We start from the raw sequence: 14,643 nt of genomic DNA, 5'->3' as shown, positions 1-14,643 counted from the left end.
ATAGTCTTTCTTTTACCTCCTGACTCCTGATTCCTGAGAAAAATCTACCAAGATGCAACGTTACGTCTCTTATAAGGAATACCCGTAAAAGGTTGAAAACCAGTCACAGGATAAGCATCATCTGTAGGGCTAAAAATCCGCATGAAGGCTTCAGAAATAAATTGGGTCATACTAGCAAGCATTTTGGAGATAGCCATAACCTGAGACTCCTTTTTTTATGCCGTTTATTTATCTGAGATATCTACACTTTAATGCTGATATTTATGGGTTGCTCATATTCGCAATATATTGACAATTTATGCAATGATTTTTCAAATAGCTTTGCAATACTTTATTTAATTGAGCATTCAAACTTTTTCCTTTAATTCTAATTGTAACTACTCTGCGAGTAATAGGGAATTTTTGTTGCCTAATTATTCGGTATTACTATTACAAAATATAAAATAATAGGAATTTACAGATTAAATTACCTTGATTTACAAGGCTTTCAGACATAATCATATAAAGACTTGACATTATTTATGGTAAAAGCTACCATAATAGATAAGCAATTTTGCTAGGAAACAGTTATATGACCACTTTTATGGATGTGGGCTATGGCTACCAAAACCCAGATTTGAATCTGAGTCCTGAAGATTACAGCTTGTTGACAGACCTGTACCAGCTAACAATGGCGGCTTGTTACACAGGTGAAGGAATAGAACAAAAACGAGCCAGTTTTGAATTATTTGTGCGGCGCTTACCTGAAGGTTTTGGCTATTTAATAGCGATGGGTTTAGAGCAAGCTTTGGAATATTTGGCTAAATTTCACTTTAATTCATCCCAAATCGTCGCTTTACAGAAAACAGGAATATTTAATCATGCACCAGAGCGTTTTTGGACATTATTAGCAGATAGCGGTTTTACTGGAGATGTGTGGGCAGTACCAGAAGGCACAGCAGTATTTGCCAATGAGCCATTATTAAGAATTGAAGCACCTTTATGGCAAGCGCAGTTAGTAGAAACCTATCTTTTAAATACTCTTAATTACCAAACTTTAATCGCTACCAGAGCAGCAAGATTACGTGATATTGCGGGGGAGAAAGCAACACTTTTAGAATTTGGCACAAGAAGAGCTTTTAGTCCTCAAGCTTCTTTATGGGCAGCACGGGCAGCTTTGGCGGGTGGTTTAGATGCCACTTCCAATGTGTTAGCAGCACTACAGCTAGGGCAAAAACCAAGTGGTACAATGGCGCACGCTTTAGTGATGGCATTGTCAGCCCTAGAAGGTAGTGAAGAACAGGCTTTTACTGCCTTTCATCAGTATTTTCCGGGTGCGCCTTTATTGATAGATACTTATGATACAGTTGCAGCTGCTCAACAGTTGGCGGAAAAGGTAAATAGTGGAGATATTACATTAACTGGGGTGAGGTTAGATTCTGGGGATTTAGTTACTTTATCAAAACAAGTGCGGTCGCTCCTACCAGATGTATCTATTTTCGCTAGTGGTGACTTGGATGAATGGGAAATAAAGCGACTAAAAACAGCAGGTGCAGAAATTGATGGTTATGGACTAGGAACAAAATTAGTAACAGGTTCTCCTGTGAATGGGGTTTACAAACTTGTTGATATTGATGATATTCCTGTGATGAAACTGTCTAGCGGTAAGTTTACTTATCCAGGAAGAAAGCAAATTTTTCGTTCTTATGTAGATGCTAAGTTACAGGCTGATAGGTTGGGTTTATTTGATGAAATTCCGGGGATAGAAAAGCCTTTATTACAGTTGGTAATCAAAAAAGGTAAGCCATTACAACCACCTGAAAGTTTAACAACAATTCGGCAACGAACCACAGTTTCTGTTGCTGGTTTACCAGAGGAAACACGGAGATTAGAAAATCCGATTTCTGTGAAAGTGCAAATTTCTCCACCTTTGCAGCAATTGACTGAAGAGACTAAGAAAAGAACCGCAAAGAACGCAAAGGAAACAAAGTAAGATGAGGAAGATCGCTTTATTTGGAACAAGTGCAGATCCGCCAACCGCTGGACATCAAAAAATTCTCAAATGGTTGTCTGAACGTTATGATTGGGTGGCGGTTTGGGCGGCTGATAATCCTTTTAAGTCTCAACAAACACCGTTAGATCATCGGGCGGCAATGTTAAATCTGCTAATTACAGATATAGAAGCACCATTAGGCAATATTACTTTAGAACAAGAATTCAGTAGTTGGCGAACATTGGAAACAGTAGAAAAAGCTAAATTGCGTTGGGGTGATGATGTTGAATATACTTTAGTAATTGGTTCAGATTTGCTGACTCAGTTACCACGTTGGTATCATGTTGAAGATTTATTAAAACAAGTGCAACTACTGGTGATCCCCCGCCCAGGTTATGTAATAGATGATTCTAGTTTGGTGGGAATTAGGGACTTAGGAGGAAAAATAGCGATCGCTAGTTTAACTGGTTTAGATGTTTCCTCTACAGCTTTTCGTGAACAAAAAGATCCCGAAACTCTCACACCCCCTGTTATTGCTTATATTCATCGGGAGCAGTTGTACGTTTAAATGCCAGGACGCAATCAAAAAAAGATTCCAAATTCCACAAATCAACAACCTTTAGCTGATTTCAAAGTCGGTGTTGATAATGTCATTTTTTCTGTCGATACTACTCAAAATCGTCTGTTAGTGCTGTTAGTAATGCGACAGCAAGAGCCATTTTTAAATTCTTGGAGTCTTCCCGGTACTTTGGTGCGTCAAGGAGAATCCTTAGAAGATGCGGCTTATCGCATTATGGCAGAAAAAATTAAAGTCAATAATCTCTATCTCGAACAACTTTATACTTTTGGTGGACCAAATCGTGATCCACGAGAAAAAACTGATAGTTATGGTGTGCGTTATCTATCAGTTAGTTACTTTGCTTTAGTCCGGTTTGAAGAAGCCGAATTAATTGCTGATAAAGTCGCTGGTATCGCTTGGTATCCAGTTAAACAAATACCCCAGTTAGCATTTGACCATAATGAAATTATCACTTATGGACACAGAAGACTGAAAAATAAATTAGAATATAGCCCTGTTGCGTTTGATGTATTACCAGAGACATTTACACTCAATGATTTATATCAGTTATACACCACAGTTTTAGGGGAAAACTTCTCAGATTATTCTAATTTTCGGGCGCGGTTACTCAAACTAGGTTTTTTATCCGATACAGGAATTAAAGTATCAAGAGGTGCAGGCCGTCCCGCTAGTTTATATAAATTTGATGCCGAAGCCTTTGCACCTTTCAAAGATAAGCCTTTAGTTTTTATTTGATAGTTATAGTAATACCCTCTTAGTATCACAGAAAATACTGATTAAATGAACCACGAAGAAAGCGAAGAAAGCGAAGAAAGCGAAGGAAGAAGGAAGAAGGAAGAAGGAAGAAGGAAGAAAGAAGAAGTTTTAATAATCTGATTAACCATTACTAATTACAACTATGAAAATAGCCATTGCTCAACTTAATCCTATCATTGGTGACTTACCTGGAAATGCTCAAAAAATACTTGAAACTGCAAAACAAGCAGCATCAACAGATATACGTTTATTATTAACACCGGAACTTTCTTTATGTGGCTATCCACCAAGGGATTTATTATTAAATCCTAGTTTTGTGGAAGCAATGAATATCACATTACAAAAATTAGCTAAAGACTTACCACCCAATTTAGCCGTATTGGTGGGGACTGTGGTTAGAAATACCGAAGCTCACATTACTGGAGGTAAAACTTTATTTAACAGCATCGCTTGGTTAGAAGCAGGAAAAGTTAAGCAATATTTCCACAAGCGACTATTACCAACTTACGATGTATTTGATGAAAAACGATATTTTGAACCAGGGTTACAAGCTAATTATTTTGCTTTGGATAATATCAATATTGGGGTGACAATTTGCGAAGATTTGTGGAATGATGAAGAATTTTGGGGAAAACGGACTTATGCTGTTAATCCTATTGCTGACTTATCAATTTTAGGTGTGGATTTGATTGTGAATTTATCAGCTTCACCTTACACAGTTGGTAAGCATAAGTTACGAGAAGCAATGCTGAAACATAGTGCTGTAAATTTCCAGGAACCAGTAATTTATACTAATCAAGTTGGTGGAAATGATGATTTAATTTTTGATGGTCGTAGTTTTGCTTTAAATCTTCAAGGTGAAATTATCTGTCGTGCTAAAGGTTTTGAGACTGATTTATTAATTGTTGAATTTGACGAACAAGCGCGAGATTTACAGTTAGATTCTGTGTCTCCAGTTTATGAATCTGAAGATGAGGAAATTTGGCACGCTTTGGTTTTGGGTGTGCGAGATTATGTGAAAAAATGTCGCTTTTCTCAAGTTGTATTAGGTTTAAGCGGTGGGGTAGATTCGGCTTTAGTAGCAGCAATTGCTACTGCTGCACTAGGTAAAGAAAATGTCCTTGGTGTTTTGATGCCTTCTCCTTATAGTTCCCAACATTCTATTAGTGATGCTTTGGCATTAGCAGAAAATTTAGGTATTAAAACGCAGATTTTACCTATTGGTGAATTAATGCAAGGATTTGATAATACATTATCTGAATTATTTGCAGGTACAGAATTTGGAATTGCTGAGGAAAATATTCAATCACGCATTCGTGGTACTTTATTGATGGGGATATCAAATAAATTTGGTCATCTGCTTTTATCTACTGGTAATAAATCAGAAATGGCGGTTGGTTACTGCACTCTTTATGGTGATATGAATGGCGGTTTAGCGGTAATTGCAGATGTTCCTAAAACCCGTGTTTATTCTATCTGTAATTGGTTAAATGAGCATCATCAAAAAGAAATTATTCCCCAAAATATCCTCACCAAAGCGCCGAGTGCGGAACTCAAACCCGGTCAAGTTGACCAAGATTCTCTCCCTGCTTATGAGATATTAGATGATATTTTACAACGGTTGATTCATGACCACCAATCAGCGGAACAAATTGTAGCCGCAGGTCACGAAAAAGCAATTGTAAATCGAGTTTTACAAATGGTATCCCGTGCTGAATTTAAACGCCGACAAGCACCCCCTGGATTGAAAATTACTGACCGCGCTTTTGGTACTGGATGGAGAATGCCTATTGCTAGTCAAGTTGCAGATTATTGAGGATTATATCCCCGATTTCTGACATCAATTCATCATTATAATCGTTAGGGTATGAATAACATTTTACAAAAGGATAATATATACCCTACATATTTGCTCACAATTCAATTCAGATTGCTATATGTATTACACCTTTTCTTTTGTTGGTGTAGCAATACCACGCTCGACCAAACTAGCTTCTAGTTCTTGAATAAAGCGCAAATCTTCTGACAACAAAGGCTGGCTATCACTCACTGTTGGTTGCTTTTCTAAAAAACTGAATGCTTGGCGAAATTGAACAGGAGTTGCTTTAATTGGCGCATCAAAATGACAAGAAATAATTTGTTGAAAATTCCAAGTTGTGATTTTATCAGCCCATTCTATTACTTCTCTTGGTCTTTGAGGGAGAATGAGAATTTGTAAAATTGGTGCAACAAAAGGACGACCATTGCCAGATAATGCAGTAAATGTATTTTGCCAATTATCTTGCCACCGAAAAGGGAAAAAACCAAAGTATGCTTTAGGTGAATGGTCAGGCGCTCTTTTGGCATCTTGCCACATTTCCCCAAGTTGAGAAATTTGCACTGCACTGGGACGAAAGTAAATTGCAAACAGTGCTATTCTTTGCCAACCTTGACGACGGTTAGCTTCATTATCTGTAATTATTTGCTGTGCATTTTTTCTGGCGTGGAATAGCAAAGGATAAGGATACAATTGTAAAATAGTGGGTGGTTCTTCTGAGACGGAAATGATCGTATCTGTCACCAATAAAGTACGGGATGGTTTGTGCAGTAATGCAACTTCTACAAAAGAACCTCTTCCCAAGTTGATATCTAATATTGCATAGTCAAATTCATCACCGAAGGGATTTTGTTGAGTATCCTCTGATAAAACTAGGGTACGTTTTTGGGGAAAGCCTAACCAACTTAGAGGCAGATTGAAAGGAAAACTCCACTGGTGGGGTGCGACATAAACTAATGCTTGGGGAAATTTTCTGGCAAAAGGACCGACAAATATTTTATGCTCTAAACCGGAACTGGTAGGTAAAATTATGTATTTGACTCCTCCATGTTTTGCTTCTATTTCTTTTACCAACCGAATACATTCTGGTGTGGGTGCAACAGGTGCATAAATAAGAAGTCCGCCCGACTGTAGTTTAATAACTGTCATTCTAATTGGCACAATTGTATACAGGATGCCTTGCACCTGTTCAAATGTCCAAATGGTATCTTTGAGAATTTCTCGGCACAATGTCCTTCTCTGTCCATAGGGATACAGTGGTAAAGCAGGCCAAAAAGGCCATGACCAATCTTGCTGACTTCCAATTCCCTGAGCGTTCATTATTTTTCTAATCTGAGCTTATTTCTCATTTCTAGCATTAGAAAGGGCTTCACCTGGATTTCTCAGTTGTAGAGTTTCTATTTCTAAACTAAAATCCAAAATAGGTTGATATGTGAATTAGCCTCCTATTTCTCGCAGCATGGCTTCTACCCTGTCCACACCGTCTGGGTCATTACCACTGCGATATAAATTCAGGGCTTTCCTTAATACATTGCTGGCTTGTTGAGTTTGTCTTCGCTGCTTAAACATTGAACCCATTAACTCATAGGTGCGGGGGTTGTTTCTATTCAGGTTAATTGCTTGTTCATAAGCCCACATAGCTGATTCATAGTCTCCCAAACTGGTTTGGGTGACACCTAAACCTAGATAAGCATTTACATTACTACGGTTTAACTGGATGGCACGACGATAAGCTTCTTTGGCTCCGTTGGTGTCTGCTAAGTTCCCTTTGATATAACCTACAGCGTAATAAAAATCACTATTGTTGGGGTCGATAGCGATCGCACGACGGTAAGCAGTTAAGGCTAACTGAAAATTACCTTGTTGAGCATATAAGTAGCCAATACCAGAATGGATTCTCGCATTTCTGGGATCTAATCTGCCCGCTTCTTGATAAATTGCGATCGCCCCATTATAATCCCCCGCATCTACTAGTCTCCGCCCTTCCTCTAACAGTTCCTTTAGTCGCGGGTTTCTGGCTTGTGCAACTAATAATACTTCTGTATCCTCAGCTATCACAGGAGTAGTAGTCACAAAACTTCCTAACAATAGAACAGTCACTAAAAATGATGTTTGTTTGTATACCATAAATTTCCTTAAATTTTAGTTAAGTTTTTGTTTGTACATTAAAACAAAAATAGTTAGTTTTGAAAACTGTATTTATTCACATTGACAAAATCTTCCAAAATTGATAATTGCTGGAATCATTTCCTGTATACAGCAGTCTAGGCGATAATTTATACTAAAACTAGAAGTGGCAAGGCGAAGAGTTTGATCTAATTCGCATTTAAATCTGTGGGAGTATGACAATATAGGATGACAAGAACATTGCAAAAGTTCCAGCAATTCTCACAATCTGCATCAGGAGAATGCAAAAATAAAATATATCCAGATATATATCCAGGTATCTGCTCTTTGGAAGGTAAATCTATGCTCTTAAGTACCACTGATGTAATTCAAGGCGCTGTAATTGATTCCTATTTGGGTATTGTCACAGCAGAAGTTGTCTATGGCAGCAATTTTTTGCGGGACTTTTTGGCCAGCATTCGCGATATTGTTGGTGGACGTACTGGCAGCTACGAACGTCTATTTGAAGAAGGACAAAGGAAAGCATTAGCAGAACTCGAACAAAGGGCGCAACGTTTGGGAGCCGATGCTGTCATCGGAATTGGAATTGATACGGGTACGATTAACGTTGACCAATCTGGAGTTTTGTTACTGATTACTGCCACAGGTACGGCTGTAAAGATTCGTTAGGATTGTGTCATTTTTGAATACATAAAAAGTCTGACCAAGTAGATTTTTTTTATTTCCAGTCAGACTCTAATCAATTCGATAATTTTGATAATTTTTAGGTAAGAATTCAGTTAAGGCGATAAGATCCCCGACTTCTTTTATTTATTGGGTCCATAAATGATAAATTGATCTCAGAAGTCGGGGATCTGGATATGACTGATTGCTATGGCTGAATACTTACATTTTTAGATAAATAATTATGTTTGGAAATAAAATATAAACCTTGTCTTAGGAGGGTGAAATCATTATTTTCTAACTAAAGATATAGTGATCAACTCTTTCCACTGATAGATATGAAAAACACCAAAAAGTAATTTAATTTTAAACATAAGCATAAATATAGCTAGGAAACTTTGCTGAAATAGCAACGGAGAAAATAAACTATGTCATACGTAAATCGAGTAGGGGATGAAGTTATTCCTCCTGAGTCTCTGGTAGCGAGCCGAGTGACGGAATACCGTGATCGCGTGCGTTGGGGTCCGATAATTTCCGGTATTTTAGTTGCTTTAGCTACTCAATTAATATTAAGTTCCTTTTTTGGGGCGTTGGGTGCAGGCAGAATTGCTGACTCATTAGCACCAAGAACAATAGCAACAGGTATTATCAGTAATGTAGGCATTTGGTCAACTCTGGCTTTATTGCTTTCCCTATTTCTTGGTGGTTGGGTAACAACCCGCGCTTGTGGACCAATGCACCGAGATACAGCCCTACTCAACGGCGCAATTCTTTGGGCAGCAACCTTAGCTGTTAGCTCTTTTCTATTAGCAAATGGCGTATGGGGTGCTTTTGGTGTTGCTGCTGACAGTGCGGCAGCAGTAATGAATCAAATACAAGGGCAAGGTACTACCATACCACAGAATTTACCTGCCTTAAGTGCTGAACAAACTCGTGAAATTGCAGCTGCAACTTCTAGAACTTTGTGGTGGTTTGTTTTAGGTTCTTTATTAGGTTTAGCGGCCTCATTGATGGGTGCTGCTGCTGGTGCGCGTAGCCCTCGGACTAATAATTACAATCATTAACAATCTAATTTGCATAATATAGCATTTCATGATTAGATCCCCGACTTCTTGAAGAAGTCGGGGATGTTTATTCTTGATGATTTAGGAATTCAAGAGTTATTTGTTATTTAACCCTGACGTTTGTAGCGGCCAATTAATTCTGCTTTCTCCAAAACATGACCTTCCATTACACGGATGATTTGATTTTTATTAGCACCAGATTCTAAATTTAGCTTTTTATCTAAAGCATAAAGATGGAAAAAATAGCGATGGGTTCCACTGGGTGGACAAGGACCACCATAACCAAAATTGCCAAAATCATTTTTTCCCTGTACACCACAACTAGGAATAGTTTTACTACCAATTATTTTTTCTGGTAGTTGCTTAATGGTGGGAGGAATATCGTACACTACCCAATGCACAAACGTCCTTCCTGGTGCATCAGGATCATCAACAATTAATGCTAAACTTTGGGTTGCTGAGGGAATTTCATCCCAGATGAGGGGTGGGGAAATATCTGCACCATCACAGGTATATTTGGCAGGAATTAACCCATTATCAACAAAAGCACTGCTGCTTAATATCATGGTTTTTCCTCCCTTTGGGGACGGACTGAAATTATTATTAGCACTACAACTAATTAGAAGTAGTCCTGATAACCCAAAACTAGCAAAGGTTTTATTAATAAAAACTCGCCTTTTAGGCATATATATCAAGATAATGTCCCCCTAGAAATTATCCCCTACCACTTCAAAAATGCTTCTTCTACTCCTTTTTCTCTCCTGATTTTCGCATCTATTTCAAACCAAGTAATGATTTGTTTTGTTGTCAATTCCTCAATAGAAACATCATATTCTTTAGCAATATGTTGTAAAATCCGCAAAGAAGAAATAGTCAACCTGGTTAAAAACTTCTCAGGAGAAGATAATAAAGCTGCATCAACTTGGGCTGATTCGTCATGGGTTAAAAATTGGGTTGATGATTGATTAGGTGAGATATCCATAAGGTTTAAAGTTCTGTTTAAGTGCGAAGTTACCTTTATACTATTAAATCATATTATTGTAACCCCTGAGCAATAAAAGCCCAGCAATAAGTAACTCAACCTTCAAAAACATAATACCCAGATCCCCGACTGCTTAATTTAATCAGGAAGTTTGTGTTTTTAACCAACTCCGAAAATTCTTAATCATTGACACCTCACCCACTTGTAAACTAGAAGCTAAAAACTGAGTAACTTCTGTATTTAAAGGTAATTCGCAAAGGTTGGTGAAGCATTGCAAGGAATATATTTATCCTCAGATAAACTATAAATTTGCATCACAGGTTCATCATAACGCCAAACTTCAGGAACACCTAAAGCTAAATAAATAGGTAATTTATCAATAGAAGAACTAGCATAATCAACTTCTATTACTAAATCAGGTGGGGGATCTTGAGTTAAATCTAAACTGGTTTTATTTCTCATGATTGGTTCATTTTGAATATAGAAACTAGAATCAGGTTCTACACCTCTAGCTAAATCTTCTCTTTTACAAGTTAATGAACCAGTGCTTTTGACATTGAGATTTGATTCTTCAACTAAAGTATCAATTATTTTTTATATCAATCTTTTATTATGAACATTCAGCGAAAACTTTACCGAAAGCTATAGCGGAAGTTTTAATACATTTACCAGGTGGGGAAAGTTGGTTTAATCGTAAGTAGTCAAAGATCCTCAACTTCTGAGTTTAATTGTTGGTAAATAATGTGAATTTATCAAAGAAGTCGGGGATCTAAATGCAGGTTTATAAATTTGCAAATATTGGGAAGATTTTGATAAATTAACCAATATGCCTAATAAAGATGCACCAAGTAAAATTAGGAATTTATAATCTTTGCTGGAATATTTATTCAGTTAACGGTTGATATACCTTTGTTTTTATCATAAATGTGAATATTTTGCATTTCTTGGATGAGGGCATCTTTCCAAGATTTATAATTCTCAAAATAAGCATTCTGGTCAAGCTTTCGTAAATACTCTGAAAACTCGTAGTTTGCAATATTGTTCACTTGAAGCTCTTTTTCTAATAAAGAGAGTAGTTCATCTGGTTGAAATTCTCGCTTTGCAAAACATCTCGTCAGCAAGCGATAAAGTTGACTCTGATCCTGATCTTTAAATATTGTAACGCCGCCTTTGTCCGATATATAATCATAGTTCCACCAACGTAGAATCTTAACGTCATTCCAGCACCATTTTGTAATGCGAGAGATTGCTGTTGGAGGAATTAAATCAATATAACAACAGTTACCTATTTTTTGAAGGCTATCTTTCAAATAATCTTGATAGGATTCTAAATTTTCTTTAAAATATTTTGTGCGTTCTTTTAGCGTTTCTCCTATTTTACAAGGCAGGTTTGACTGTACTAAAAAGTCTTCGTCAGGGTAGAGCTTATCTTTTTCTAAAGAATCAATATCTATTTCAATTAAAGCTAATTTCGAGCTTACTGTAGTCAATTCGTTTGAGGTTTGCTTCAAGTTGAAGGAATACAAACGCTTATAGTATTGTGTAAATGCATAATATGGTGAATAAGCCTCACTTAAATAAACAGCGTCGTTCCTTGATTCAAAATCATTTGACTCAGGCATAGACCAATTGCTTTTTTTGGTTTCTCTGGGGGGTAAAACTCCTTTACTCCGAATTCTCTCAACATTTTCAAAACTTGTACCGTGGTAAAGAAACATAGGTTACAGATCCCTAAAATATAGTTATGTTCATTTTGGCATAGTTAGGGATGATATAGATATGCTAATTTCTCAGTTCTCCCTATCTTGAATTAACAATTACTGGTAAAGTAATTATTGCTTATATGGTGATTAAAGTTAAACCCTGTGGAAAAAATACCAGATGAAGCCTTAGTAGTGCGAGGAGGCCGTAACCGTCCAGAAGATATCCAAATGGGAATAGGCACTCATCCCAGTGGAATAACAGGAATTTCCGTACAATGTAAGGTAGGATTATCAATAGAGGAGTTAGTAAAAGTCATCCCTCATGGGCAAATAGGTGTTACAACAGTAGGAGAAGTTCGCAAAGCAGGTGGTGATGTAATCAGAACTTGTGGAAGGGGTTATCATGCAACGTTAACTGGTTTAACTCCAGAACAAATTAGTAATCTGCTCACACCTACAATTCCTAAACCAAAGCCATAATATTTATAGAGATTAACTATGAACACATTAACCAATTCTTTCAACTCTCAGGACAAGAATAAAGAACAAAAATTGAATAATATATTGAGAGTTTTTGCTGACTTTAATAATGCTGATGAAAACGGTCGTCTGCGTTTAAATTGTATTGGCACAATTGAAGATTTAGCACGTCAAAAAATCGAATTACAAGATGGTCAAACATTGATTTTTTATGGTGAAGATTTAGAAATTGAAGGAATACTTAAATATTCTCCCGAAGAGAATATTTGGGTTGCGGTGATTGATTGGGATAATATTAGACAAGTAGAAGATATATCTAAATTGATTAAAATATAATAATTACGCCAAAATCTCCCTCAACTTCTCCATCAAATCTTCCGCTAACTCCAACAACTCAACCTCATCAATAGAACTATTACCAGAAGCGCGACTACTTCCAGAAACCACAACATCACCAACTAAAAAATCCTTCGCTGCAAAAATCCGATCCTTCTCCGTTAATTGACTCAAACAATATTCTAAACCACCAATAATTTCATCATGAGATTTATCCTGTAAACGTTTCCTTACCTTTACCGCAACCACATCATCACTTTCTAAGAAAGTGGTAATTTTCTCAATATAACCGGGTTCATGGTCATCATCACCCCAAGTTTCCAACCAATCACCATCAACATCATCACAATACAAATAGGCAGCATCTAACCCATATTTCATAATATCATCTTGTAATTGCTGTGCAGCTTTTACAGATTCTAAAAAACTTGCTAATCTTTGTTGACTGTCAGATAATTTTTCGGCTACCATAATTAATTACCTCTGGTAAAAATATATCAAGTTCAAAAATATAAAACTATAAAATCAATTGCTGATAACTACCAGAATTTAGATGATCACTATTATCTAATGCTGTATTAACTATCTGATTAACAAAATCCTGATTTTTAGGGTTGTAACTTAAAAATAAACCTCTTTCTATTTCCCAGAAAATTAATCTATCTTTCCAATCAGTAACTTTATCAGGTAAAAATTCTTCAGCTAGGCTAGTAAGTTGTACACAAAGCGGTTTATTTTGACTACCACTAACAATTATATCAGTAGCCATTGACAAGTCAGCAATATATCTTTTGACAACTGTATCACCATCTTGATTAATAATTCTAGAGATAGAGTCTATTAGCGGTGCATCTTCCTGATGAAAATTTCCCGCCATTAACTCTCTTCTCCAAATATAAAATCTTTTGTCCTCTTTACTCAACCACTTGGGAAATAGATCACCATACCAATACTTTAGCGTTGGTGGTAGTGCATCCAAAGCAGATTGTTTTTCTACCTCAGAAGCTAAAGATTGAAATTTTATCCAAGCATCTGCATCCCTGATAATTTCGAGGAGAAATAAAATAACAAAACGTTTAGACATTAATGTACCAGGTTTAACATCTTTAATCCAGTTGTTAATCTGGTTTAACTTTATTGCTAAACTGCGATCTATAGTTGATGCTTCCTCAATTAATGATTTTAGTTTTTCCTTAATCTGTTGTGGATGCAAAATATATACCTGAAAATAATAAAATTTTTTATTGAGTTTATATATTTTTAATAGTTTTGTAAAGTAATAATTTATTGAATTAACCAGAGTACGTTTTAACGTACTTCAGCTATTAGCCCGGAAATTGATTTCCGGGTGGGTATAGAAGCACACAATTAACCTCACTTAACTTCTTTGTACCAAATAACCGCAACGATGCTCACCATCTATCAACCAATGCGTCCTTACCACAGTACAATCTGGTAAAATTGCCGCAAACATTTCTAACTCATGACCACACACACTAGGAAACGATTCAGCAACGTTAGAAATAGCGCAGGTGTGTTCCATAAAAATGAACCTTTCACCACTGTTGATATCTGACTCAACTGGATGAAACTCCGCCATAAAACCTTCCGCTTTTCGTAATTCTACCAAATTTGCAACTCGTTCCTGCAAAGAACCAGTACCTACTCTTTCCCGATATTCTTGCGCCTTACGTTCCCATTGTTTTTGTAAAATAGTCTTGACTTGTTCCCGTCCCACAGTTGCAGCTAAAGTATCCAACAGGGAAACCGCAAACTCACCATAACCATCACTGAAGCGGTTGACATTTCTTTGTAATTGTTCTCGTCCCCTTTGACTTAGCTGATAAAGATGCTGAGGACGACCCATAGCAACTTGTTCAGGTATAATATAAATAACTAAATTATCAGCCTCTAAATCCTTCAAATGACGGCGAATAGCTTGAGGGCTGACATCTAACACTTCCGCAAGCTCCAAGGCGGTAGCTTGTATTTGTTTCAAAAGATACTCTAAAATATCCTGCTTTGTTGTGGACTGCTGGGTAGTGGCCATTTTAGTCCCAAAAAATTTTCTGAAAAACTTGACTTAAACAACATTGTTGTTGTTAATCTATCGTACAATGAAAATAGATTAAACAACAGCCGAGTTGTTTTAGTCGTTAAACCT

General features: G+C 36.8%; 17 protein-coding genes and 1 pseudogene. 8 read left to right on the top strand and 10 right to left on the bottom strand.

Annotated features, from left to right (window positions below; all coding sequences use genetic code 11):
* Positions 1-44 precede the first annotated feature (44 nt).
* Entirely contained in the window at positions 45-197 is a 153-nt protein-coding gene (locus H6G06_RS06915; RefSeq protein ID WP_190558349.1) for a nicotinate phosphoribosyltransferase, read from the bottom strand.
* Between the two features lie 374 nt (positions 198-571).
* On the opposite strand from H6G06_RS06915, the gene H6G06_RS06910 reads away from it, so the two are divergent.
* The 4 genes and pseudogenes from H6G06_RS06910 to H6G06_RS06895 all read left to right on the top strand — a co-directional run bounded on the left by H6G06_RS06910 (position 572) and on the right by H6G06_RS06895 (position 5,124).
* Positions 572-1,972: a nicotinate phosphoribosyltransferase gene (locus tag H6G06_RS06910; protein ID WP_190558347.1), complete on the top strand. Its 1,401-nt coding sequence runs from the start codon at positions 572-574 to the stop codon at positions 1,970-1,972.
* Position 1,973: 1 nt separating this feature from the next.
* A pseudogene (locus tag H6G06_RS06905) lies at positions 1,974-2,595 on the top strand (nicotinate-nucleotide adenylyltransferase).
* Positions 2,541-3,287 carry an NUDIX hydrolase gene (locus H6G06_RS06900; RefSeq protein ID WP_190558343.1) on the top strand — a complete coding sequence of 249 codons (747 nt, stop codon included), beginning with the start codon at positions 2,541-2,543 and terminating at the stop codon, positions 3,285-3,287. The pseudogene H6G06_RS06905 and the gene H6G06_RS06900 overlap by 55 nt, the downstream one beginning before the upstream one ends.
* 163 nt (positions 3,288-3,450) lie before the next feature.
* The gene (locus tag H6G06_RS06895) at positions 3,451-5,124 is read left to right on the top strand and encodes an NAD+ synthase (protein WP_190558341.1); all 1,674 of its coding nucleotides are present in this window, start codon (positions 3,451-3,453) and stop codon (positions 5,122-5,124) included.
* A gap of 126 nt (positions 5,125-5,250) precedes the next feature.
* On the opposite strand, the gene H6G06_RS06890 is transcribed toward H6G06_RS06895, so the two are convergent.
* Together H6G06_RS06890 and H6G06_RS06885 are read right to left on the bottom strand one after the other, a co-directional pair.
* Positions 5,251-6,444: a DUF4336 domain-containing protein gene (locus H6G06_RS06890; RefSeq protein WP_190558339.1), complete on the bottom strand. Its 1,194-nt coding sequence runs from the start codon at positions 6,442-6,444 to the stop codon at positions 5,251-5,253.
* Positions 6,445-6,561: 117 nt separating this feature from the next.
* Positions 6,562-7,251, bottom strand: coding sequence for a tetratricopeptide repeat protein (locus H6G06_RS06885; RefSeq protein WP_190558337.1), 690 nt, complete (start codon positions 7,249-7,251; stop codon positions 6,562-6,564).
* 342 nt (positions 7,252-7,593) lie between these two features.
* Here H6G06_RS06885 and H6G06_RS06880 point away from each other — a divergent pair, with 342 nt between their 5' ends.
* On the top strand, positions 7,594-7,920 hold the full coding sequence (locus H6G06_RS06880; protein ID WP_190558557.1) for a YbjQ family protein: 327 nt from the start codon (positions 7,594-7,596) through the stop codon (positions 7,918-7,920).
* A 422-nt stretch (positions 7,921-8,342) separates the two neighbouring features.
* On the top strand, positions 8,343-8,978 hold the full coding sequence (locus H6G06_RS06875; RefSeq protein WP_190558335.1) for a hypothetical protein: 636 nt from the start codon (positions 8,343-8,345) through the stop codon (positions 8,976-8,978).
* 107 nt (positions 8,979-9,085) lie between these two features.
* Here the strand turns inward: H6G06_RS06875 and H6G06_RS06870 are convergent, their stop codons facing one another.
* The 4 genes from H6G06_RS06870 to H6G06_RS06855 form a co-directional block, all read right to left on the bottom strand.
* A complete protein-coding gene (locus H6G06_RS06870) occupies positions 9,086-9,544 on the bottom strand; it encodes a YbhB/YbcL family Raf kinase inhibitor-like protein (protein ID WP_338422918.1) in 459 nt (152 codons plus the stop codon).
* 155 nt (positions 9,545-9,699) lie between these two features.
* Positions 9,700-9,960 (bottom strand): hypothetical protein, encoded by a 261-nt coding sequence (locus H6G06_RS06865; protein ID WP_190558331.1) that lies wholly within the window; start codon positions 9,958-9,960, stop codon positions 9,700-9,702.
* A 240-nt stretch (positions 9,961-10,200) separates the two neighbouring features.
* On the bottom strand, positions 10,201-10,548 hold the full coding sequence (locus tag H6G06_RS27265) for a Uma2 family endonuclease (protein ID WP_338422921.1): 348 nt from the start codon (positions 10,546-10,548) through the stop codon (positions 10,201-10,203).
* A gap of 299 nt (positions 10,549-10,847) precedes the next feature.
* The gene (locus H6G06_RS06855) at positions 10,848-11,678 is read right to left on the bottom strand and encodes a hypothetical protein (protein WP_190558329.1); all 831 of its coding nucleotides are present in this window, start codon (positions 11,676-11,678) and stop codon (positions 10,848-10,850) included.
* 147 nt (positions 11,679-11,825) lie between these two features.
* On the opposite strand from H6G06_RS06855, the gene H6G06_RS06850 reads away from it, so the two are divergent.
* Both H6G06_RS06850 and H6G06_RS06845 read left to right on the top strand, forming a co-directional pair.
* Positions 11,826-12,143, top strand: a complete 318-nt coding sequence (locus H6G06_RS06850) for a flavoredoxin (RefSeq protein ID WP_190558327.1) — start codon at positions 11,826-11,828, stop codon at positions 12,141-12,143.
* Positions 12,144-12,161: 18 nt separating this feature from the next.
* On the top strand, positions 12,162-12,479 hold the full coding sequence (locus H6G06_RS06845) for a hypothetical protein (RefSeq protein ID WP_242039608.1): 318 nt from the start codon (positions 12,162-12,164) through the stop codon (positions 12,477-12,479).
* 3 nt (positions 12,480-12,482) lie between these two features.
* Here the strand turns inward: H6G06_RS06845 and H6G06_RS06840 are convergent, their stop codons facing one another.
* The 3 genes from H6G06_RS06840 to sufR form a co-directional block, all read right to left on the bottom strand.
* Positions 12,483-12,950 carry a hypothetical protein gene (locus tag H6G06_RS06840; protein WP_190558325.1) on the bottom strand — a complete coding sequence of 156 codons (468 nt, stop codon included), beginning with the start codon at positions 12,948-12,950 and terminating at the stop codon, positions 12,483-12,485.
* Positions 12,951-12,996: 46 nt separating this feature from the next.
* On the bottom strand, positions 12,997-13,692 hold the full coding sequence (locus H6G06_RS06835; RefSeq protein ID WP_190558323.1) for a hypothetical protein: 696 nt from the start codon (positions 13,690-13,692) through the stop codon (positions 12,997-12,999).
* 165 nt (positions 13,693-13,857) lie between these two features.
* A complete protein-coding gene (sufR, locus tag H6G06_RS06830; protein ID WP_190558321.1) occupies positions 13,858-14,529 on the bottom strand; it encodes an iron-sulfur cluster biosynthesis transcriptional regulator SufR in 672 nt (223 codons plus the stop codon).
* Positions 14,530-14,643 lie beyond the last annotated feature (114 nt).

Origin of the sequence: Anabaena sphaerica FACHB-251 (assembly GCF_014696825.1) — a bacterium.
GTDB lineage: Bacteria > Cyanobacteriota > Cyanobacteriia > Cyanobacteriales > Nostocaceae > RDYJ01.
The sequence above is the reverse complement of the archived record's forward strand: the minus strand, read 5'-3'. Positions and strand labels throughout refer to the sequence as shown.

What these genes read in the sequence shown, in the direction of transcription:
- H6G06_RS06875 (WP_190558335.1), top strand. Translation starts at nt 8,343, where the DNA reads ATGTCATACGTAAATCGAGTAGGGGATGAAGTTATTCCTCCTGAGTCT.
- H6G06_RS06895 (WP_190558341.1), top strand. Translation starts at nt 3,451, where the DNA reads ATGAAAATAGCCATTGCTCAACTTAATCCTATCATTGGTGACTTACCT.
- H6G06_RS06885 (WP_190558337.1), bottom strand. Translation starts at nt 7,251, where the DNA reads ATGGTATACAAACAAACATCATTTTTAGTGACTGTTCTATTGTTAGGA.
- H6G06_RS06840 (WP_190558325.1), bottom strand. Translation starts at nt 12,950, where the DNA reads ATGGTAGCCGAAAAATTATCTGACAGTCAACAAAGATTAGCAAGTTTT.
- H6G06_RS06865 (WP_190558331.1), bottom strand. Translation starts at nt 9,960, where the DNA reads ATGGATATCTCACCTAATCAATCATCAACCCAATTTTTAACCCATGAC.
- H6G06_RS06910 (WP_190558347.1), top strand. Translation starts at nt 572, where the DNA reads ATGACCACTTTTATGGATGTGGGCTATGGCTACCAAAACCCAGATTTG.
- H6G06_RS06870 (WP_338422918.1), bottom strand. Translation starts at nt 9,544, where the DNA reads ATGATATTAAGCAGCAGTGCTTTTGTTGATAATGGGTTAATTCCTGCC.
- H6G06_RS06890 (WP_190558339.1), bottom strand. Translation starts at nt 6,444, where the DNA reads ATGAACGCTCAGGGAATTGGAAGTCAGCAAGATTGGTCATGGCCTTTT.
- sufR (WP_190558321.1), bottom strand. Translation starts at nt 14,529, where the DNA reads ATGGCCACTACCCAGCAGTCCACAACAAAGCAGGATATTTTAGAGTAT.
- H6G06_RS06880 (WP_190558557.1), top strand. Translation starts at nt 7,594, where the DNA reads ATGCTCTTAAGTACCACTGATGTAATTCAAGGCGCTGTAATTGATTCC.
- H6G06_RS06915 (WP_190558349.1), bottom strand. Translation starts at nt 197, where the DNA reads ATGGCTATCTCCAAAATGCTTGCTAGTATGACCCAATTTATTTCTGAA.
- H6G06_RS06855 (WP_190558329.1), bottom strand. Translation starts at nt 11,678, where the DNA reads ATGTTTCTTTACCACGGTACAAGTTTTGAAAATGTTGAGAGAATTCGG.
- H6G06_RS06845 (WP_242039608.1), top strand. Translation starts at nt 12,162, where the DNA reads ATGAACACATTAACCAATTCTTTCAACTCTCAGGACAAGAATAAAGAA.
- H6G06_RS06900 (WP_190558343.1), top strand. Translation starts at nt 2,541, where the DNA reads ATGCCAGGACGCAATCAAAAAAAGATTCCAAATTCCACAAATCAACAA.